The sequence below is a fragment of the Chryseobacterium sp. 22543 genome, assembly GCF_052044565.1.
Lineage (GTDB): Bacteria > Bacteroidota > Bacteroidia > Flavobacteriales > Weeksellaceae > Chryseobacterium.
In genome coordinates this window covers 15,998-35,226 of sequence record NZ_JBQENH010000001.1, presented here as the reverse complement: position 1 = coordinate 35,226, position 19,229 = coordinate 15,998, and the positions used below count along the sequence as shown (strand labels likewise).

The 19,229-nt window shown below is 35.5% G+C and carries 21 protein-coding genes; 16 read left to right on the top strand and 5 right to left on the bottom strand.

Annotated elements, in window-relative coordinates; all coding sequences use genetic code 11:
- The first annotated feature begins 2 nt into the window (after positions 1 to 2).
- From ACTJIP_RS00195 to ACTJIP_RS00125, 15 genes are all read left to right on the top strand, one after another.
- On the top strand, positions 3 to 779 hold the full coding sequence (locus tag ACTJIP_RS00195; protein WP_077416505.1) for an alpha/beta fold hydrolase: 777 nt from the start codon (positions 3 to 5) through the stop codon (positions 777 to 779).
- Positions 780 to 927: 148 nt separating this feature from the next.
- On the top strand, positions 928 to 1,359 hold the full coding sequence (locus ACTJIP_RS00190; RefSeq protein WP_077416506.1) for a VOC family protein: 432 nt from the start codon (positions 928 to 930) through the stop codon (positions 1,357 to 1,359).
- A gap of 195 nt (positions 1,360 to 1,554) precedes the next feature.
- Positions 1,555 to 1,968, top strand: coding sequence for an SRPBCC family protein (locus tag ACTJIP_RS00185; protein WP_440703928.1), 414 nt, complete (start codon positions 1,555 to 1,557; stop codon positions 1,966 to 1,968).
- 35 nt (positions 1,969 to 2,003) lie between these two features.
- On the top strand, positions 2,004 to 2,243 hold the full coding sequence (locus tag ACTJIP_RS00180; RefSeq protein WP_228408796.1) for a hypothetical protein: 240 nt from the start codon (positions 2,004 to 2,006) through the stop codon (positions 2,241 to 2,243).
- Between the two features lie 167 nt (positions 2,244 to 2,410).
- The gene (locus ACTJIP_RS00175; protein ID WP_440703927.1) at positions 2,411 to 3,277 is read left to right on the top strand and encodes a VOC family protein; all 867 of its coding nucleotides are present in this window, start codon (positions 2,411 to 2,413) and stop codon (positions 3,275 to 3,277) included.
- A gap of 47 nt (positions 3,278 to 3,324) precedes the next feature.
- The gene (locus ACTJIP_RS00170; protein WP_440703926.1) at positions 3,325 to 4,158 is read left to right on the top strand and encodes an SDR family oxidoreductase; all 834 of its coding nucleotides are present in this window, start codon (positions 3,325 to 3,327) and stop codon (positions 4,156 to 4,158) included.
- 113 nt (positions 4,159 to 4,271) lie between these two features.
- Entirely contained in the window at positions 4,272 to 4,700 is a 429-nt protein-coding gene (locus ACTJIP_RS00165; protein WP_077416511.1) for an ATPase, read from the top strand.
- A 69-nt stretch (positions 4,701 to 4,769) separates the two neighbouring features.
- Positions 4,770 to 5,228 (top strand): SRPBCC family protein, encoded by a 459-nt coding sequence (locus tag ACTJIP_RS00160; RefSeq protein ID WP_077416513.1) that lies wholly within the window; start codon positions 4,770 to 4,772, stop codon positions 5,226 to 5,228.
- Between the two features lie 126 nt (positions 5,229 to 5,354).
- The gene (locus tag ACTJIP_RS00155; protein WP_077416514.1) at positions 5,355 to 5,813 is read left to right on the top strand and encodes a DoxX family protein; all 459 of its coding nucleotides are present in this window, start codon (positions 5,355 to 5,357) and stop codon (positions 5,811 to 5,813) included.
- Between the two features lie 176 nt (positions 5,814 to 5,989).
- Positions 5,990 to 7,993 carry a S9 family peptidase gene (locus tag ACTJIP_RS00150; RefSeq protein ID WP_077416516.1) on the top strand — a complete coding sequence of 668 codons (2,004 nt, stop codon included), beginning with the start codon at positions 5,990 to 5,992 and terminating at the stop codon, positions 7,991 to 7,993.
- Positions 7,994 to 8,429: 436 nt separating this feature from the next.
- Positions 8,430 to 8,984 (top strand): RNA polymerase sigma factor, encoded by a 555-nt coding sequence (locus ACTJIP_RS00145; RefSeq protein WP_174774444.1) that lies wholly within the window; start codon positions 8,430 to 8,432, stop codon positions 8,982 to 8,984.
- A gap of 11 nt (positions 8,985 to 8,995) precedes the next feature.
- A complete protein-coding gene (locus tag ACTJIP_RS00140; RefSeq protein ID WP_047385469.1) occupies positions 8,996 to 9,328 on the top strand; it encodes a hypothetical protein in 333 nt (110 codons plus the stop codon).
- 91 nt (positions 9,329 to 9,419) lie between these two features.
- Positions 9,420 to 9,677 (top strand): hypothetical protein, encoded by a 258-nt coding sequence (locus ACTJIP_RS00135; RefSeq protein WP_047385468.1) that lies wholly within the window; start codon positions 9,420 to 9,422, stop codon positions 9,675 to 9,677.
- A 248-nt stretch (positions 9,678 to 9,925) separates the two neighbouring features.
- Positions 9,926 to 10,459: an alpha/beta hydrolase gene (locus ACTJIP_RS00130; protein ID WP_139348520.1), complete on the top strand. Its 534-nt coding sequence runs from the start codon at positions 9,926 to 9,928 to the stop codon at positions 10,457 to 10,459.
- A gap of 374 nt (positions 10,460 to 10,833) precedes the next feature.
- On the top strand, positions 10,834 to 11,481 hold the full coding sequence (locus tag ACTJIP_RS00125; RefSeq protein ID WP_077416519.1) for a J domain-containing protein: 648 nt from the start codon (positions 10,834 to 10,836) through the stop codon (positions 11,479 to 11,481).
- Position 11,482: 1 nt separating this feature from the next.
- Here the strand turns inward: ACTJIP_RS00125 and ACTJIP_RS00120 are convergent, their stop codons facing one another.
- Complete coding sequence (locus ACTJIP_RS00120) at positions 11,483 to 11,632, bottom strand: hypothetical protein (protein ID WP_164723264.1); 150 nt, start codon at positions 11,630 to 11,632, stop codon at positions 11,483 to 11,485.
- Positions 11,633 to 12,118: 486 nt separating this feature from the next.
- Here ACTJIP_RS00120 and gcvP point away from each other — a divergent pair, with 486 nt between their 5' ends.
- Positions 12,119 to 14,977, top strand: a complete 2,859-nt coding sequence (gene gcvP, locus ACTJIP_RS00115) for an aminomethyl-transferring glycine dehydrogenase (RefSeq protein WP_219072862.1) — start codon at positions 12,119 to 12,121, stop codon at positions 14,975 to 14,977.
- 778 nt (positions 14,978 to 15,755) lie between these two features.
- Here the strand turns inward: gcvP and ACTJIP_RS00110 are convergent.
- The 4 genes from ACTJIP_RS00110 to ACTJIP_RS00095 all read right to left on the bottom strand — a co-directional run bounded on the left by ACTJIP_RS00110 (position 15,756) and on the right by ACTJIP_RS00095 (position 18,206).
- The gene (locus ACTJIP_RS00110) at positions 15,756 to 16,025 is read right to left on the bottom strand and encodes a hypothetical protein (protein WP_440703925.1); all 270 of its coding nucleotides are present in this window, start codon (positions 16,023 to 16,025) and stop codon (positions 15,756 to 15,758) included.
- A gap of 6 nt (positions 16,026 to 16,031) precedes the next feature.
- Complete coding sequence (locus ACTJIP_RS00105; protein WP_440703924.1) at positions 16,032 to 16,772, bottom strand: YggS family pyridoxal phosphate-dependent enzyme; 741 nt, start codon at positions 16,770 to 16,772, stop codon at positions 16,032 to 16,034.
- 158 nt (positions 16,773 to 16,930) lie between these two features.
- Complete coding sequence (locus tag ACTJIP_RS00100) at positions 16,931 to 17,338, bottom strand: hypothetical protein (RefSeq protein ID WP_219072860.1); 408 nt, start codon at positions 17,336 to 17,338, stop codon at positions 16,931 to 16,933.
- Positions 17,339 to 17,489: 151 nt separating this feature from the next.
- Positions 17,490 to 18,206, bottom strand: a complete 717-nt coding sequence (locus ACTJIP_RS00095) for an AAA family ATPase (protein ID WP_440703923.1) — start codon at positions 18,204 to 18,206, stop codon at positions 17,490 to 17,492.
- Positions 18,207 to 19,229: the final 1,023 nt, after the last annotated feature.

Below are 19,229 nucleotides of genomic sequence, written 5' to 3'. Positions count from 1 at the left end.
TCATGAATCCGGTAGAAAAAGGCTATAAAAAAGTCAATGGAATCCAATTATATTACGAAATCTATGGATCCGGAAAACCCCTGGTTTTAATCCATGGCGGAGGTTCTTCTATTCTGTATGATTTTAAAGAAGTCATTGCCAGACTGGAAGACAAGTTCCAGCTCATAGGGATCGATCTGCAAAACCACGGACGCAGTGAACACCGCGATATTCCTGAAACATTTGAACAGGATGCTGACGATGTTGCCGGACTTTTAGCAGAATTAAACATTGGAAAAGCTTCCTTCTGGGGATTCAGCAATGGTGGAAGTACGGTAATGCAGATTGGTCACCGCCATCCCGGAATTGTAGAAAAACTGGTCGTTGCCTCAGCATTTTATAAAAGAAACGGAATGATAGACGGCTTTTTTGAAGGAATGCAGGAAGCAACTTTTGAATCGATGCCGGAACCTTTTAAAATTAATTTTTTAAATCTCAATCCTGATTTTTCAAAACTGGAAAACCTTTTTGTGAAAGACTGCAAAAGGATGCAGACGTTTAAAGACTGGGATGATGAGGTGCTGGCTTCCATACAATCACCTACATTATTCATCAGCGGTGATCAGGATGTGATGAAACCGGAGCATGCTGCAGCGATGTGGCGTCTGGTGAAAGGCTCCCGGTTAATGATACTTCCCGCAACTCATGGTGTTTATATGATGCCTGACTTTGACGGAAGTATTGATGTAAACTTAATAAACTTTACCGTAAGAGAAGTAGAAAAATTTATAAACCATTAAGAATTTTGAAAAATAGGAAATGGAGCTCAGTGAATTGTAATGATTTAACAATCAAGCTGTATTTACTATTCATACTCAATTAATTATTCCTTAATGGATCAACAATAGAACCTTATACTTTATAATAATAACTTTAAAATTAAAAATCATGGCTAAATTAAATCCGTATCTGAATTTTGATGGAACAGCTGAAGAAGCGTTCAATTTTTACAAAACTGTTTTCGGGGGTGAATTCGTCGGAGGAATTCATAAAATGGGAAATGCTCCCGGTACAGAAAACCTTTCAGAAGAAGAAAAAAACAGGGTAATGCACATTGCTTTGCCTATTGGAGGTGACCTTTTAATGGCATCAGATATTGTACCGGGTTTTGGGCAGACTCTGACCGTAGGAAACAATAATTATGTTTCTGTTTTCCCGGATTCCAGAAATGAAGCCGACAGAATCTTTAAAGAACTTTCTGATGGCGGAAATGTAGAAATGCCGATTGAAGATCAGTTTTGGGGAGACTATTTCGGATGCTTTCAGGATAAATATGGTGTTCATTGGATGGTGAACTATAATGATGAATACGCAAAATAATCTTATATTTAACTAATGATAAAAAGGGGTGTGGCTGTCTCGTAAGTGTCATTCTGAATGAAATGGAATGTAATGAAGAATCTCAAGTGATTGTTTATCAGTAAGATTCTTCCTTTGTCAGAATGACGAAAAACAAATTATTTGACTTTTGAGACAGCTATAACTCTTTACTTAAACTATAAAAAAATTAGAACTATGGATCCAATTAAAATAGACATTACAATTTTAGCACCCGTTGAAAAAGTCTGGAATTATTTCAATGAGCCAAAACATATTACAAAATGGAATTTTGCCCATGAAAGCTGGCAGTGTCCTAGTTCTGAAAATGACCTGAAGGTAGGAGGCAGATTCAAAAACAGAATGGAAGCTAAAGACAAAAGTTTCGGATTTGATTTTGAAGGCGTTTATGACGAAATTATCCCACATGAGGTGATCAAATATCATATGGAGGACGGACGGAAAGTAGAAGTTGTTTTCGATAAAATAGATGAAAATGCAACGAAAGTTATAGAAATTTTCGATCCGGAAAAACAAAATTCTGTGGAAATGCAACGAGATGGCTGGTATGCTATTCTTAATAATTTCCACAAGTATGTTGAGAATCATTAACAATATTTTTTGTAGCCATGATCAATTTAGTTATCATGTCCAAGAGTTTAAATTCCATTTATGCTTTTAATTATGACCCTAAAGAAGAATTTCTTCATGGGGTTATTGCAATACCTGCAAGAAGAGCCTTAGAAAAAGAAAAAATAAATTCTTTGGAAAAACTTTCAGATTATTCCGAGAAAGAAATTATGCAGCTTCATGGTTTCGGGAAAAATACGATGGTAAAACTGAAGAATTTTATGAAAGAAAATCAGGTATGCTTTAAAGAAGCATAGAAAGTATAACCAGACATATCTACGATGTCATTGCAGATAAAGCGAAGCAGCTTCCTTTAAATGTAAAGACATACGATTTCTTTTGCTGTAAAATTATCAGTAGATGAATCTACTATCGCTAAGAAAAAAGTAAAACAATATAAATCAATCCATTTAAATATAAAATTATGAATAACGATATTTTCCCATGTCTCTGGTATGACGGAGATGCCAAGCAGTCTGCCGAATTTTATTGTAAAGTTTTTGGGGGTGAGATTACAGCAGATACACCTGTAGTGATGAATATTGATTTGTTCGGACAAAGATTGATGCTTCTGAATGGCGGTCCGCAATTCAAAAAAAATCCTTCCATATCTTTCATGGTAATTTGTGAAACAGAAGATGAGGTACAAAAATACTGGGATCAGCTGCTGGAGGGCGGAATGGCTTTGATGGAGCTGGGATCTTACTCATGGAGTCCAAAATACGGTTGGGTTCAGGATAAATATGGAGTAACATGGCAGTTGTTTTTGGGTGAAAAAGCAAGTGAGCAGAAAATAATTCCTACCTTAATGTTTATTCATCAAAACAATGGAAAAGCAAAAGAGGCAATGGAACTTTATACCAAAACGTTTCCCAACTCAAGCATAGGAAACATATTGACCTATGGAGCAGGAAGTGAAGGGCACGACATCCCGGAACCAGCAGAAAATGTTCAGCATGCCCATTTTATAATAGACAATTACAACGTATTCTGCATGGATAATTCTTACGATCACCAGTTTGATTTCAATGAAGGAATATCATTGGTGGTAATGACGGACAACCAGCAGCAGACCGATAACTACTGGAACACTCTGACAGCAGATGGTGGCAGAGAAAGTATGTGTGGCTGGCTGAAAGATAAATATGGGTTGAGCTGGCAGATAGTGCCTAAAAGACTTATTCAGCTAATGAATGATTCTGATCAGGAAAAAGCTTATAAAGTAGTTCAGGCTATGATGAAAATGCAGAAAATTATCATCCAGGATTTGGAGGATGCTTATCATTCTTAATCTATTTCGGCGTATTGTTTGATGTGATTTAGAGAAAAGATTTGCATATGAAAACACAGAACAAATCAGAATCTAAGTCAAAAGTCCCTAAAGAAGGGCTGTTTCCGGAAATTATCCGGAACGATTATCAGGGAAGTCGGAAACTGCTTGGAAAAAAAGCGGTAATCTCAGGAGGAGACAGTGGCATAGGACAGGCTGTAGCCGTTCATTTTGCCAGAGAAGGAGCGGATGTTGCTATCATCTATAAAGAAAGTGACGATGATGCCAGAGAAACCAAAAAACTGGTTGAAAAAGAAGGACAGAAATGCCTTCTTATAAAAGGCGATCTTACCCGGAAAACATTCAGGACCAAGTGTGCAGACAAGATTAAAAAAGAGTGGAAGAAACTTGATATTCTTGTGAATAATGCAGGAATTCATACTTCCAAAAGCAGCCTGGAAAAAATCTCTGATGAGCAGATTCAGGAAACATTTGATACCAATATCATTTCTATGATTTCTTTCACCAGAAATTTTCTTCCACTGATTGGAAAAGGAGGAAGAATCATCTGCACAACCTCTGTCACAGCATACCGTGGAAGCGATCATTTATTGGATTATGCTGCTACAAAAGGAGCAGTGTTGTCTTTTATCCGTTCACTGGCGGATAATCTTGCCGAAAAAGGAATTCTGGTGAATGGAATTGCACCCGGACCTATATGGACTCCGCTGGTGAAAGAAGCTTTTGATGATCTTTCCAGATTTGGAAAAGATACCCCGCTGAAGCGTGCGGGGCAGCCGTCGGAAGTCGCTCCTGCTTATGTTTTTTTAGCTTCTAAAGATGCAAGCTATATCACAGGAGAAATCATTCACATCAATGGAGGTGATTTTGTCGGAGGATAGAATGAGAAGTTAGGAAGTTAGAAATTGTAGTTTAATACACTCTTACTTTAAAACCTTCAATTCCAACCCAATCACTTGCCACCCATTATCTACAACCAAATACCTAAAATAAAATGGAACGATTATCATATGAAATAGAAATCAATGCCGAACCTGAAAAAGTATGGAGCGTCCTGTGGGCAGATATTACATACAGGCAATGGACAACGGCATTTACAGAAGGTTCTTTCTATGAAGGAACACTTGAAGAGAACAATATTGTTAAATTTCTTGACCCAAAAAACAATGGAATGTACAGCAGGGTAGAAAAAGTTATTCCCAACGAAGAAATAAAATTTCTGCACCTGGGAGAAATTTATGACGGTATTGAAGTTCCTCAGGACTGGGGAGAAGCAACGGAAGCTTATTTTCTTGAAGAAAACGAAGAAGGAACTCTGCTGAAAGCAGAAATACAGACTCCTCCCGAATTTAAAGACTTTTTTGAAGAGAAATTTCCAAAAGCGATGAACATCGTTAAACACCTTTCAGAAAATCAGCTTTAAACACATCAGGTTGAAACAGACCTGATATTGAAAGTAATTCATAACCAAATCACTGTAAAAATATAAAAAATGGAAACTTTATCATATGAAACAGTAATTGATGCTCCTCTACAGAAAGTATGGGACATTCTTTGGAATCCTGAAACGTATAGTGAATGGACCCGGTTTTTCGGTGCAGGATCTGTCATGAAATCCGATTGGAAGGTAGGCGGAAAGACCTATTTTCTTAATGCTGAAGGAGAAGGAATGGTTTCAACCATAGACAGCCTGGAAGAACCCAATCAGATTGTTTTTAAACATCTGGGAATGGTAGATAAAAATGGAGTAGAGGATACCCAAAGCAAAGAAGTAATGGAATGGAACGGAAGCTTTGAAAAATATTTTTTAATAGACTTTGGTGGGAAAACAAAACTTCATGCTGAAGTTCAGGTTGAAAAACAATGGGAAGATCACATGAACACTGGCTTTACAAAAGGTCTGATGGTCGTGAAAAGTCTTGCAGAAGGAGTAAGTCTTGATTCAGTGTGATGAAGTTCAAAGTTTAAAGTTCAAGGTTTAGAATTTAAAGTTTGAAATTGTTGATTATCTAATTATAGTCTCAAATCTTTTACCTTCATGCCTAATCCCTAATTACTGCTACCTATCCCCTAAAAAATGAAACTACTCGTAATACTTTTTACAACATTTATTCTGGCTTTGCTGGGAACTTTTTTATTTCAGGGAAAACCGGATTTTATATTTTCAGGAAACCTGGGAATGGCTGTTTTCATTCTGTTTACAGGCTTTTCACATTTTAAATTTCAGAAAGGGATGGCCATGATGATTCCGGAGTTTATTCCTGCCAGAATGTTTTGGGTATATTGTACAGGAGTCCTTGAAATTGCAGCGGGAATCGGGCTTATGATTCCGGCAATTCGTGAAATTACCGCAATTTTACTGATCATTTTTTATGTATTGGTTTTTGTTGCCAATATCAATTCTTCCAGGAAAAGGATTAATATTTTTAAAGCAGATTACACCGGCCCGGGAATGAAGTACCTTTATACTCAAAGGATTCCCATGCAGATTATTTTAATTGTCTGGACATGGTATTTCGGAATTTATTTACACTAGATAAAAAAGACAGTCACTAAGGCTGTTTTTTTCATATAATTGATATTTTTTTCATATAATTGATAAAAGAGTGTAACGTTTTGTGGGTATCATATGTCTTATTATATAATGCATTTGTTTTCTATTGTTTTAAAAATGAGTGCTTTCTGATAACTTGAACCTTAAAAACAGAAGTTATGAACCTAAATCACAACATTTTCGGTACAGCCCTTGTTGTACTATCTACCATTATGATCAACGCACAGAGCTCTACTGCCAAACTGCCGGGAGATCCTACCTTACCGTCTTCCAAGGGCAATCTTGAGAAACTTATTTCTTATGACAAAGGAAACTTTAAATACAAAGTGGAAGACTATTTTGCAAGACCAAAAGCTTCAGCATTTAAAATTTCTCCTGACGGAAAATACCTTTCCTATAAAGAAAAAGATCAGGATAAAAAGAACCACGTTTATGTAAAAGACCTGAGTACAGGAAAAATTACTAAAGCCATCGTAGAAAAAGATGACCTGATCAGAGGGTATGGCTGGCTGAACAAAAAACGACTTTACTACACACAGGATAGAGGAGGAAATGAGAATATTCATTTGTATGCTACAGATGCAGATGGTGGAAATCAGAAGGATTTAACACCCTTTGACGGAGTAAAAGTACAGTCGATCATTCCTATCAAAGATACAGACTTTGTTGTGGTTACCATGAACAAAAACAATAAGCAGATCTTTGAACCTTTTAAAATCAATTACGTTACTGGAGAAATGACCCAGTTATATGAAAATAAAGATGTCAACAGTCCTATTGACGACTATATTTTTGATAAAGACGGGACTTTGAGAGGCTACAGCATTCTTGAAAACGGATTGACAACAAAGACTTATTACAAAGATCTGCAGACAGGAAAATTCAATCTGATCAAATCCGCAGACTGGTCTGATACCTTCAGTATTATAGAGTTTAATGAAAATTCTAAAAATAAAGATGAAGCGTATGTAGTGACGAATCTGGATAGTGATAAAGCCAGAATTGTACTGTATGATCTAAAGAAAAATGCAGTGATTAAAGAAATTTATTCTAATCCTGTATACGATGTAAGTTCTATAAGTACAGCCGGTAAAAACAGAAACTATGAACTGGATTTTATCAGCTATGAGGGAATCAAGGGAGAAACAGTTCCTGTAAGTAAATTTTATAAGGAAATAGACGACAAATTGAAGTCTCAGTTTGGAGACAAGGAATTCGGCATTGTTTCTTCCGATGACAATAATGATAAACTTCTGGTTGTTGTAGGAAGTGATAAGCTGTATGGAACCTATTACGAATATGATACAAAAACCAAACAGACCAAGCTTCTTTACAACCTGATGCCTCAGCTGAAGGAAGAAGATATGGCTGAAATGAGACCTATCGAATTTAAAAGCAGAGATGGATTGACTATCCATGGATATATCACACTGCCTAAAGCCGCGTTGGAAGGGAAAAAAGTTCCTTTGATTGTAAATCCTCATGGTGGTCCGCAGGGAATCAGAGACAGCTGGGGATTCAATCCGGAAACACAGCTTTTTGCAAGCAGAGGATATGCCACACTTCAGGTCAACTTCAGAATTTCCGGAGGATATGGGAAATCATTCCAGAAAGCTGGTTACAAACAGATTGGAAGAAAAGCGATGGATGATGTGGAAGATGGAGTAAAATATGCCATTGAACAAGGGTGGGTAGATAAAGATAAAGTAGCCATTTATGGAGGAAGCCATGGTGGATATGCCACTCTGATGGGGCTGATCAAAACTCCTGATCTCTATGCTTGTGGTGTAGATTACGTAGGGGTATCCAACATTTTTACCTTCTTTGCTTCCTTCCCGGAATATTGGAAACCCTATAAAGAAATGGTAAAACAAATCTGGTATGACCTTGACAATCCTGAAGAAGAGAAAATTGCTAAAGAAGTTTCACCTGTTTTCCAGATTGACAAGATCAAGAAACCTTTATTTGTAGTACAGGGAGCTAATGATCCAAGGGTAAATATCAATGAATCTGATCAGATTGTAAAAGCAATGCGTGCCAAAGGATTTGAAGTTCCTTATCTGGTAAAATATGATGAAGGACACGGATTTGGAAAAGAACCGAACAGAATAGAACTTTACAAATCAATGTTAGGATTCTTTGCGGAGAACTTTAATAAATAAACGATTAATGTAATAATAATGGAAACGGAAGGCTTGGGTCTTCCGTTTTTTTGTCATTACGAGCCGCCAGACAAAAGAGTTTTATGGTAAAATTTGTTCTTGTACAGTTAGAATGAATTGCCAACTACTTTTGCTATTCAGAGCGAAATAGAGTGGAGCGTGGAATCCCAACTCACCATCCTAGCCCTGATAGCAGCGGTTACCCCACAGCATATGCGGGCATAAGCATGGAGCGAGGAGTATGAGCGGATAGCGGGAAACAGCTTCAGGAAAAAATATGAATAATAAGCAATGAATTTCCGAGACATCAACAGATGAAATAAAAGTCCGATGGATAAAAGAAAAACTGAAAATCCGGAAAAATATTTTAAATTTATTAAAGTAAAACCAAAAGGCTGGCCGTCATAGCAATATGGAGGTTGTCGAAAAAATAACAATGCCACAGAAGGAGAAAGAAAGCATCATCTCACAGACCGTTTCCAACTACGGAGGGAAGCTGATGTCCTATATTCGTCCGAAAGTGAAAAATACGGAGGATGCGGAAGATATCCTGCAGGAAGTGTGGTATCAGTTCAGTAGCCTTACGAATATTTCGGAGATCGTAAATGTTGGTGGGTGGCTATATAGGGTAACGGCAAATAAAATCACAGACCGTTACCGTAAAAAGAAAACAGAAAATCTTGAAGATTTCGTATATGAGGATGAAGACGGCAGTTTTTCTATCAAGGATATCTTGTTGTTGGATGAAAGCGCAGGTCCTGAGGTGAAAATGTTTCAGGATGAGATCTGGAAAAAACTGTTTGAAGCACTGGACGAACTCCCTGAAAAACAAAGGCTGGTCTACGTAGAAAATGAACTGAACGACAAAACCCTCCAGGAGATTGCCGATGAACAGGGAGAAAACATCAAAACCATCATCAGTAGAAAAAACTATGCTGTGAAGCATTTGAGAAACAGATTGAGAAAATTGTACGAAGATTTAAAAAGTTAGAAAAAGAAATTATGAATTATAAACACAAAAAGGGTTGGATTTTTTTATTGTTATGCCCGCCATTAATTTTAGCCGCTGTTACATGGATTGTAATGCTGCTTTGGAATTGCCTTCTCCCGGAGATTTTAGGAGTAAAAGCCATCACATTCTGGCAGGCAATGGGAATACTGATCCTAAGTAAAATTCTTTTCGGAGGTTTCCATTTCGGTAAAGGAATGAAAGATTTTAAGGAAAGAAAAATGAGAGAAAAAATGGAAAGCTGGTCACCTGAAGAAAGAGAAAAATTCAAAGAAGTATGGAGGAATAAATGTTCAGGTGGATTCTTCAACAGAAACAACGAATAATTTGAGAATTTTAAAGAAGTAGTAAAGTAAAATGCAAATTCATTCGTCTCTATAAAAAACAAGAAGTAGTAAAATTTAAAATTTTGAAAAAATGAAAAATTCAGCATTAAAAGGAGCTCTGGGAGCATTAGCTGTTGTGGGCGTAGCCTTGATCGCTAAAAAAGCAATACAAAGAAAAAGATTTATCAAAGGTATTTTTGATGAGTATGGAATCAAGGAAAAATCACCTTTCGGACTGGCAGATAAGATCAGAGAAATGAATGATGAAGACTATCAGGAACTGAAAGGGAAATTCAAAAAAGAATTCCATTCAAGATGCTGCAAAAAGGATAATACCTGCGAAGCATAATATGTAAAGACTAAATTGAAATTGTTTAATTCCGGCGCGGGAAGCTCTGCTTCCCGCGCCGGAATTTTTTATATAAAACGGTTTCCACAAAGGCTTTTTAACACTATATTTGTTATTACTAAATGCTATTTTACGTTATGATGAGGGTCAAAAATATTTTCATTACAGTATTTTTCTTTTTATCAATGATTGTGTTGGGTCAAAAGTCACAACAAAAACAATACATTTTCTTTTTACATAATAAATTTTTGGAAGATCATTCTTTTTGGGAAAAACATCCCAAATATGGTGTTGTAGAATATGAAACAATACTCAACAAACTAAGGGCTCAAAATACAGTTGTTATTTCTGAGAAAAGAAAAGCAGGCACAGATCCATCGGGGTATGCTGAGAAGGTAAAGAAACAGATTGATAGTCTCCTGAAAAAAGGAATTCCAGCTGGAAGAATAACAGTGGTAGGAACTTCTCAGGGAGGTTATACTGCACAATATGTGTCTTATTATGAGAAGAATCCGCAATTGAAGTTTGTATTTATTGGAGCTAGTTTCAAAGATGATTCTTTGGAAAAGGATAAAAACTTCAGGTTGTACGGAAGAATTCTTTCCATTACAGAGAAATCAGATGACGGACATGTACGGTTATCACAGGAACAAAGGTTTATCAGATCCGGTATTAAGGATTTTAAAGAAATAGAGCTTAATACAGGAATGAATCATGGTTTTCTTTTCAAAGCTCTCAACGATTGGGTTATCCCTACCAAGGATTGGATTTCCCGTAAATAGATATTGGTAAGTCTATTACCTTTTAGTGGTTATTATTGAAGTTGTTGCGAAATGATCTTCGTAATCTGCGGGAAATACCTCTAATCGAAGTTGAGATTCCTCGCTATGCTCGGAATGACAAAAGTGCCGTTGAAATATCCATTTCACTTTTAGAGAAATACAATTTTATCGGAGATAAAATCTTTGCGTCTTAAAAATATTCAGGCAGCTTAAAAAAACTTGGCGCCCTTGCGTTTTTCAACCAATAGATTACGAACTGTATTGAGATTGCTTCACCTTCGGTTCGCAATGACTTTTTGATCTATACTTTCAACAAAATTTTACCGTAAACATCAAACACAAAGAAAAATAAATCCTTATTTTTGTATTTCTCAATGAAAGATTACTACTATTTTCTCGGTATATCCCAGGATGCTTCGGAAGAAGACGTCAAAAAAGCGTATCGAAAACTGTCTTTAAAATATCATCCTGATAAAAATGACAATGACGACTTTTTTGCTGACCGTTTTCGCGAAATCCAGGAAGCTTATGAAACGTTGAGTGATCCTGTCAGAAGACGTGCATATGATCAGAATTTAGAAAATCATCAGAGAAGTTTCAGATATAATATCCCACCTGCGATCAAAACTTTTACAGCGAATAAAATTCATGCGAAAAAAGGGGAGGAGATTATCATCAACTGGCAGACGAGTAATGCCGATGTGGTGAAAGTACTGCCTTTCGGATTAGAAAAGCCGTATGGAGAAAGGATCTTTAAGATCACAGAATTTAAAGATGGAAAATTCCAGCTTTTGCTTCATGCAACGAATTCTCTTTTGCACAAAACCGTTGTTCAGGGAATTACCATCACAGAAGTTTTTGAGAACGATTCTGAGAAGTTCAAAAACACGGTGGAAGAAATGTTTAAACCACAACCTAGAACACGGATTAATAAATCCGGTCAGCCTAAGATTATGATGCTGATCTGGGGAATTGTTATTATAGCGATTGCTATCTATGTGCTGATAAAAAATTTCAGCTAGTTTATGCCATTTTCTTTCTTCCCGGACATTTTTTGCATCTTTTCCCTTTCTTGAATTTCTTACAACACGATTTCTTTTCACAGAACATCTCTTCGTTATTGAATGAGTAAGGTGCCAAAGGCGGAACTTTAAATGGGACAATCATATTCATGCTGCAAATATATTAATTTAGAATAAATATAATTAATAAAATTTCATAAAATTCTTTAAACCTGATGTATAGCAGATATTGCTTGCTTTTTAATAGAGTCTCAGGCTTAAATTCTATACCCGAATAGTTCTTACATTATCCTTTAATTGGGTTTAAGTTTACATTTTGAATAAAACTAATGATTGGAGAATATTCTAAAGATAACTTTAATCAGTAAGACATAACTCGTAAATAATTCACATTGTTTTAAATATGATGTCAGTATTTTATTGAAAGTGAATTGATTGTTTTGTTGCATATTATGTATAGAATAAGGAGTGTGTTTGTTGGGATTTACATAAACATTGTTAAAAGGTTAATTAAAATAGAGTGTGATAAAAATCACAAATATTTTTGTGAATTATCACCCCGGAAATGCTCTTGTACAATCATTCAAAAAATTGTAATTTTACACATCTTTTTACAAACAAAATCTAATAAATAAAAATGAATACAGAACAGTTTGTGAGCCGTCACATTTCCCTTAATGAAGCCGATAAACAGGCGATGTTGGAGAAACTTGGCGTTTCTAGTATTGAAGAGTTAATTTCTCAGACCATTCCATCTTCTATCCGTTTAGAGAAAGATCTTGAGATCTCGGAACCGCTTTCTGAATACGAAATGTTGAACCACTCAAAAGAATTGGCATCTAAAAATACAGATTATACGAGTTATATCGGATTTGGGTACCACAATACACTTTTGCCTTCAGCAATCCAGAGAAATATTTTTGAAAACCCTAGCTGGTATACAGCCTATACTCCTTATCAGGCAGAAATTGCACAGGGAAGACTTGAAGCTCTTCTGAATTTCCAGACTGTAGTATGTGATCTTACAGGTTTTGCATTAGCTAATGCATCTTTGCTGGACGAATCTACTGCTGCAGCTGAAGCAATGCATATGTTCTTCAACAACAGAACGAAAGATCAGAAAAAAGCAGGAGCTAATAAGTTCTTTATTTCTGACCTTGTTCTTCCTCAAACAGTTTCTGTATTAAAAACAAAAGCTGAAGGATTAGAAATCGAAATCGTAGTAGGAGATCATAAAGCACACCAGTTTGATGGTTCTTATTATGGAGTTTTATTACAGTATCCTGGTAAAAACGGAATCGTTTTAGATTATACAGAAGATATCGTAGAATACAAAAAACTTGACCTTCAGGTAGCTGTTGCTTGTGATCCGATGGCTTTGGTGAAACTAAAGTCTCCGTCAGAAATGGGAGCTGACTGTGCGGTAGGAACTACACAGAGATTTGGTATTCCATTAGGATATGGAGGCCCTCACGCAGCTTTCTTTGCTTGTAAAGAAGACTATAAAAGAGATATTCCGGGAAGAATCATCGGAGTTTCTCAAGATATGTACGGAAGACGTGCATTAAGAATGGCGTTACAGACAAGAGAGCAGCATATCAAAAGAGAAAAAGCTACTTCAAACATCTGTACAGCTCAGGTTCTTTTAGCAGTAATGGCAGGAATGTATGCTGTATATCACGGTCCAAAAGGATTAAACTATATCGCTGATCAGATCCACTTTAAAGCAAATGCTTTGAAAGGAGGTCTTAAAGCATTAGGTTATCAGGTAGTAGAAGAGCCAATCTTTGATACTGTGAAAATGACGATGCCTGAAGATGAGAAAGGAAGATTAATCAGATTGATGCAGGATCACAGACTTAACCTTAACTACTTCACAGAAGGTGTGGTAAGCATTGCGATCAACGAAAGCACAACATTAGAGAAATTAAATGTTCTGATGGCTTCTTTCGCTCAATTTAAAGATAAGCAGACTTTCAAATTAGAAATAAAAGAAGGATACAGCATTCCGGACGAAAACTTAAGAAAAGACGAAATTCTTACGGAATCAGTATTCAACAAATATCATACGGAAACAGAATTGATGCGTTACATCAAGCGTCTTGAGAGAAAAGACTTATCATTGACCCATTCAATGATTTCTTTAGGATCTTGTACAATGAAACTGAACGCAGCAACTCAGATGTTACCGCTTTCATGGGAAAACTGGGGTGCCGTTCACCCATTTGTACCTGTAAATCAGGCTGAAGGTTACCAGGAAATGATCCGCGAATTAGAAAAAGACTTAGCAGAAATCACAGGTTTTGCAGGAACTTCTCTTCAGCCAAACTCTGGAGCTCAGGGAGAATATGCAGGATTAATGGTAATCAGAGAATACCATATCTCAAGAGGAGACCACCACAGAAATGTAGTATTGATCCCTCAGTCTGCACATGGAACCAACCCGGCTTCTGCAGCTATGGCAGGAATGAAAATCGTAGTTGTGAAAAACCTTGAAAACGGTGAAATCGACTTCGAAGACCTTAAAGCTAAAACAGAACTTCATTCAGCAAACTTATCTGCTGTAATGATCACTTATCCTTCAACTTACGGATTCTTTGATGCTAACATTAAAGAAATTACCAACCTTATCCACGAACACGGAGGACAAGTATATATGGATGGTGCCAACATGAACGCTCAGGTAGGATTTACAAGTCCTGGAAACATCGGAGCTGACGTTTGCCACCTTAATCTTCACAAAACTTTCGCAATTCCTCACGGAGGTGGAGGTCCTGGAGTAGGTCCAATCTGCGTTGCTAAACACTTGGTTCCTTTCCTTCCTTCTAATGCGAATATCAGAATCGGGTCTAAAGAAGCTATTGAGGGTATTTCTGCTGCACCTTACGGTTCAGGATTGATCCTTAATATTTCTTATTCTTACATCAAGATGCTGGGAACTGAAGGTCTTAAAAAGGCTACAGGTCACGCAATCATGAATGCTAACTATCTGAAAGAAATTTTAGCAGAACACTTCCCAATCTTATATTCTAACGAAAACGGAAGAGTAGCTCACGAATGTATCGTAGATTTCCGTCAATTCAAATCTTTAGGAATTGAAGTGGCTGATGTGGCGAAGAGATTGATGGATTATGGTTTCCATGCTCCTACTGTTTCTTTCCCTGTTGCAGGAACATTGATGATTGAGCCTACAGAATCTGAAAGCAAATCTGAAATTGACCGTTTCGCTGAAGCATTGATCTCTATCAAAAAAGAAATTGATGAAATTGCTAACGGTGAAGCAGATGCTGCAAACAACGTATTGAAAAATGCTCCTCACACAGAGCAATTGGTAATCTCTGATTCTTGGGATAAACCATACAGCAGAGAAAAGGCGGCTTATCCATTAGAATGGGTAAGAGACCATAAATTCTTCGCTTCTGTATCAAGAGTAGATGAAGCTTACGGAGACAGAAACTTAGTATGTACTTGTGAGCCGATTGAAGCCTATATGTAATCTTAGTTTTTTAACTATAAAAAATCCCTTTCAGTAATGAGAGGGATTTTTGTTTTCTGTCATTGCGAGCAAAGCGTAGCAATCTCAAGTAATTAAGGTTTGGGTTCTCTTTTTTTGCCTGTTGAGTATTTTCTTTTTGTGAGTACAGTTCAAAATGAGCAAAGGTAAAAGTACTGCCAGAGGTGTTTTTTTCATAGGTTTATTAGTTGCGGAAGGGAATTTTTTGAAATTTATTATATTTTAATGAAATGTCAATCATTTAATTACTATTTTAAAATAAATCACCTCTCAAAACTGAGAGGTGTTCTATTATTTCTGTCATATTTCTTTACCTTCTTTTAATGCTATAGGCAAGCAAAATCGCTACGCCCATAGTAACGCAGGTTATAATTGAAATAGTTTCAATTGAAATTCCACTTTTCATCTGTGTGTTTTCTTTTTCACATGAATAAAAGAATAATACTGCTATAAATAGGCAGCCCGAGAGTAATTTTTTTGTCATACATGTATTTGTTTGGTTACGAAAGTTTTACATCAAAAAGTATACCGAATTTGTAGACTGTAAAAAGCCTTTTGTTGTAAGGTTTTTGGCTATATACTAATGTTGGTAATAAATGATAAACAATTAGGACAAATAGTTAATTTTATGAACGATTTTTTTTATCAATCCCCGGTTTCCAAAATAGCAAAGTAAATGATTGATCAAAAGTGCTGAAAAAGGAAACAGATTACCGAAGGTATCTTTAAAATTAGCCATGGTAATAATGAGAAAAATAAGCTAGAAAAGGTTTAGTTTCCATAGCTTTACTTCATAAGTCAGTGTTTTGTTGTTTTCATTATAAATGAATTTCCCATTGTCAATTAAAGATAGATAATGCCAATTGGATCTTTCTGTGAAAAGACCTTCATCGAAAGAAACAAAATTCGGCCCGTAAAGAATGTTTTGAACCTTTTTTTTCTGCAATATATCACGGGTTGTATAAATAACCTGATCAGATGTTTTGTCTTTGATAATTTCTCTCTCAAAAGTATAAGTAAATGGAAACATATAATTTTATGCTTTTTTATTATCTTCATCCCAATAGTAACTGTCCGGATAGATTCTCGGCCCAAAAACTGCAGTTCCCACCCGTACAATGGTGGCTCCTTCTTCAATGGCGGTTTCCAGATCCCCGCTCATTCCCATAGAAAGTTCTTTCATCTCCAGATTCAGAATGTTTTCACGGATAATATCCTGTTGGAGTTTTTTCAGGATTTTAAAGCATGATCTTACTTTTTCAGTTTCTGCACTAAAAAGACCAATGGTCATCAAGCCTCTTATTTTCAAAGTAGAGTAGCGAGAAATTTTCCGGGTAAGTTCAATCGCTTCACTGGGATCAATTCCGAATTTACTCTTTTCATTGGACGTATTCACCTGAATTAAGACATTCATCGTCCTGTTTTCAGTCAAAAGTCTTTGATGAAGCTTTTCAGCAAGTTCCAGACGATCCAGAGACTGAACGCAGGTAACACCATATTTCAGGATATCTTTGATTTTATTGGTCTGAAGATGGCCTATAAAGTGATTTTCATGGGGGATGTTCTTTAAGTCCTCATACTTCTCCTTCAATTCCTGTACTTTGTTTTCTGCAATTAAGGCTTGTCCGTTTTCCAAAGCAATTTTGATATGATCTGCAGAAACTGTTTTAGTGGCCAATAATAACTTCACTTCATCAATATTCCTTCCGGATTTTTCACAGGAATTTTTTATTCGGTTATTGATCAATGCGAGATTGTGCAGGATATCTTCTTTCATGATGAGATGGATTCTTTTGCTTCCAGTTTTTTCATTAAAGCCACTTTAACGGCAGTTAAGGCATAGTCTTCAGCAATAGAAATAGAATAATTTCTTTCAACTGTTTTTACGCTTAAATTAATACAACATTTATATTCATAAATCCTTTATGTCTTAATCTAAATATTTTCGTCTTCCCAAATAACTGAATTTATTTTCCAACCTTTTGCAGTCTTAACATACTGAAAAAATTTAGTCCCGCTTCCTTCAAAATAATTACCATTAAGGTATCCACGCTTTTGGTATTTAGAAAAGCGTTGGGCAATATTGTTAACTATTTTTGTTTCCTCATTTACTTCATATTCCTCAAATTCGATAAGGGTTCCGTCTGTTAAAATTTTTATTCTTGGAGTAATAAAACTGTCAAGGGTATAAACTTCTTCGTTATCTTTATCCTTTTTGATTATTATTGTTTCATTTAAACAAATATTATCAATACTTTCAAAGTCTGGCTTTTTTCCATTAGTATTGGTAAACAAATTAAAAAATGATTTGGTTAGCTGATTGAGTAAAAATTTATCGTCCATTTGTGTTGATTCTAGTGTTTTAAAATTAATAAATTTTCAAATTCAAAATGGGTTTTAATCAGTACTTACTAAATTGACATTTTTTAATAAAGAAAAAAATTAGTTTCTAGTAAAACGGAATCATATAATTTTGGCAATTAATTTAGTGATCTCAATTCTCAACTATTTTTGCTTCCAACTTTCTTATCAAAGCACCTTTAACCACGGTAAACGCATAATCTTTGGTCTCCGCAAAAGAAATTCCATACTTCCGCTCAATATTCCTCATATTTTCCGGAAATTTAGACAATAAACTATCGTAAAACTGATCCAGAAATTCCTGAGACGGCATTTCATAATTGATCTTTAGCTGGAAACGTCTTAGCAGTGCCGTATCAATAATTTCAGGATGGTTGGTAGCACAAATTAACAGCGCGTTTTCAGGATAATAGTCAATGAGTTGGATTAAAGTATTAACCAGTCTTCTCATTTCCCCTACATCTTTATCATCACTGCCTCTTGCTTTTCCGATCTGATCCAGTTCGTCAAGAAAAAGTACTGTTCTTTCCCTTGCAGCTTTATCAAATATCATTTTGATATTCTGAGAAGTTTCGCCGATTCGTGAGGAGACAATATTGCTCAGGTTAAGGATTATAATGTTTTTTCCTAAGGCATTGGCAACAGCTTTTGCTGTCATTGTTTTTCCGCATCCTGAACTTCCCTGAAGCAGAATCTTATTATTAACCGGAAGTCCATATTCCTGCAGTTCTTTTATATAGTTGTGTTCCTTGATAAGCTGAACGAGATGCTCCTTGTTGTTTTTATCAAGAAATACTTCGCTAAGGTTGACTTGTTCTTTATCCTGGATAATAAGATTGTACAGATTCATGATGACGATAAAATAATTATTGGACAAACAAAGATAAAGCTTTATTGAATGTTAAAAAGAATCCTGAATAATAATAAACGTCTGGTCCAGTGTAAAATGAATGATGAATAATAAATGATGAATGGAAATCTATAGTAGGAAACAATTTTACCGCAACACGAAAAAATGTCCCCAAACAATCTGTGAAGGTTTGTGAAAGCTGTGGGCAATAAACAATTTACACTTTTGCGGAATTCCTTAATAAAAAAGAAAAGCCAGACTTGCGACTGGCTTTTCTCATTTGGATATTAAAATTTGTTATGAAACTAAGATCTTTTTGTTTATGTTTTTGGGCCCTTTTACCCGATGGTAAAAGAGCAATCCGATCTCTCAGACTAAAAACATAAAACAATATAATTAGTATAGATTTTCTATAGGCTTGTTTTATTTAAGATTAGTTTCTTTCTCTTCTTACTGTCATGAAATATGAAGTGATTACCACTAAACCTGTTACGATACCGATATAAGTTACCATTTTGTATTATTTTTAATTATTTGACTTTTTTTTATCAATCTTTCAATTGCAATATTACTACTTTCAAATCACGTGCCAAAGTAAATACTTATGATGTATATCAGTGTATTACGAGGGTTGGTGTTTGTTTATTAGTGAATTTTTGTTTACATTAAATTAATGCATTATTGAGAATTTATTAATACTTTTATTGTTCTCTCTGTAAAATTATGTGAAAACGTTAACCGTTTCTTGACTTCTATATTGGAGTTGATAAAACAAATAATAAATAATGCTTGGCATAATATTGTTTTAAACCACTTGTGTTGAATGTGAATTTTTCACGTGAAAATGATTTTCATGTTAAGAAAATTTATTTTTAGCCTCATTTTTTGATTCGGAATTTTTGTCATCTGTCACATTTCATAACATGGAGAAATATTTTTTTGTGCCATATCGGAAAAATAAGTTTGTACAATGGCATACTTTTTCAAAATCTTTACAATATTGGATGGAGCTAAAAATAAAGC

What these genes read in the sequence shown, in the direction of transcription:
- ACTJIP_RS00195 (WP_077416505.1), top strand. Translation starts at nt 3, where the DNA reads ATGAATCCGGTAGAAAAAGGCTATAAAAAAGTCAATGGAATCCAATTA.
- ACTJIP_RS00190 (WP_077416506.1), top strand. Translation starts at nt 928, where the DNA reads ATGGCTAAATTAAATCCGTATCTGAATTTTGATGGAACAGCTGAAGAA.
- ACTJIP_RS00185 (WP_440703928.1), top strand. Translation starts at nt 1,555, where the DNA reads ATGGATCCAATTAAAATAGACATTACAATTTTAGCACCCGTTGAAAAA.
- ACTJIP_RS00180 (WP_228408796.1), top strand. Translation starts at nt 2,004, where the DNA reads ATGTCCAAGAGTTTAAATTCCATTTATGCTTTTAATTATGACCCTAAA.
- ACTJIP_RS00175 (WP_440703927.1), top strand. Translation starts at nt 2,411, where the DNA reads ATGAATAACGATATTTTCCCATGTCTCTGGTATGACGGAGATGCCAAG.
- ACTJIP_RS00170 (WP_440703926.1), top strand. Translation starts at nt 3,325, where the DNA reads ATGAAAACACAGAACAAATCAGAATCTAAGTCAAAAGTCCCTAAAGAA.
- ACTJIP_RS00165 (WP_077416511.1), top strand. Translation starts at nt 4,272, where the DNA reads ATGGAACGATTATCATATGAAATAGAAATCAATGCCGAACCTGAAAAA.
- ACTJIP_RS00160 (WP_077416513.1), top strand. Translation starts at nt 4,770, where the DNA reads ATGGAAACTTTATCATATGAAACAGTAATTGATGCTCCTCTACAGAAA.
- ACTJIP_RS00155 (WP_077416514.1), top strand. Translation starts at nt 5,355, where the DNA reads ATGAAACTACTCGTAATACTTTTTACAACATTTATTCTGGCTTTGCTG.
- ACTJIP_RS00150 (WP_077416516.1), top strand. Translation starts at nt 5,990, where the DNA reads ATGAACCTAAATCACAACATTTTCGGTACAGCCCTTGTTGTACTATCT.
- ACTJIP_RS00145 (WP_174774444.1), top strand. Translation starts at nt 8,430, where the DNA reads ATGCCACAGAAGGAGAAAGAAAGCATCATCTCACAGACCGTTTCCAAC.
- ACTJIP_RS00140 (WP_047385469.1), top strand. Translation starts at nt 8,996, where the DNA reads ATGAATTATAAACACAAAAAGGGTTGGATTTTTTTATTGTTATGCCCG.
- ACTJIP_RS00135 (WP_047385468.1), top strand. Translation starts at nt 9,420, where the DNA reads ATGAAAAATTCAGCATTAAAAGGAGCTCTGGGAGCATTAGCTGTTGTG.
- ACTJIP_RS00125 (WP_077416519.1), top strand. Translation starts at nt 10,834, where the DNA reads ATGAAAGATTACTACTATTTTCTCGGTATATCCCAGGATGCTTCGGAA.
- ACTJIP_RS00120 (WP_164723264.1), bottom strand. Translation starts at nt 11,632, where the DNA reads ATGAATATGATTGTCCCATTTAAAGTTCCGCCTTTGGCACCTTACTCA.
- gcvP (WP_219072862.1), top strand. Translation starts at nt 12,119, where the DNA reads ATGAATACAGAACAGTTTGTGAGCCGTCACATTTCCCTTAATGAAGCC.
- ACTJIP_RS00110 (WP_440703925.1), bottom strand. Translation starts at nt 16,025, where the DNA reads ATGTTTCCATTTACTTATACTTTTGAGAGAGAAATTATCAAAGACAAA.
- ACTJIP_RS00105 (WP_440703924.1), bottom strand. Translation starts at nt 16,772, where the DNA reads ATGAAAGAAGATATCCTGCACAATCTCGCATTGATCAATAACCGAATA.
- ACTJIP_RS00100 (WP_219072860.1), bottom strand. Translation starts at nt 17,338, where the DNA reads ATGGACGATAAATTTTTACTCAATCAGCTAACCAAATCATTTTTTAAT.
- ACTJIP_RS00095 (WP_440703923.1), bottom strand. Translation starts at nt 18,206, where the DNA reads ATGAATCTGTACAATCTTATTATCCAGGATAAAGAACAAGTCAACCTT.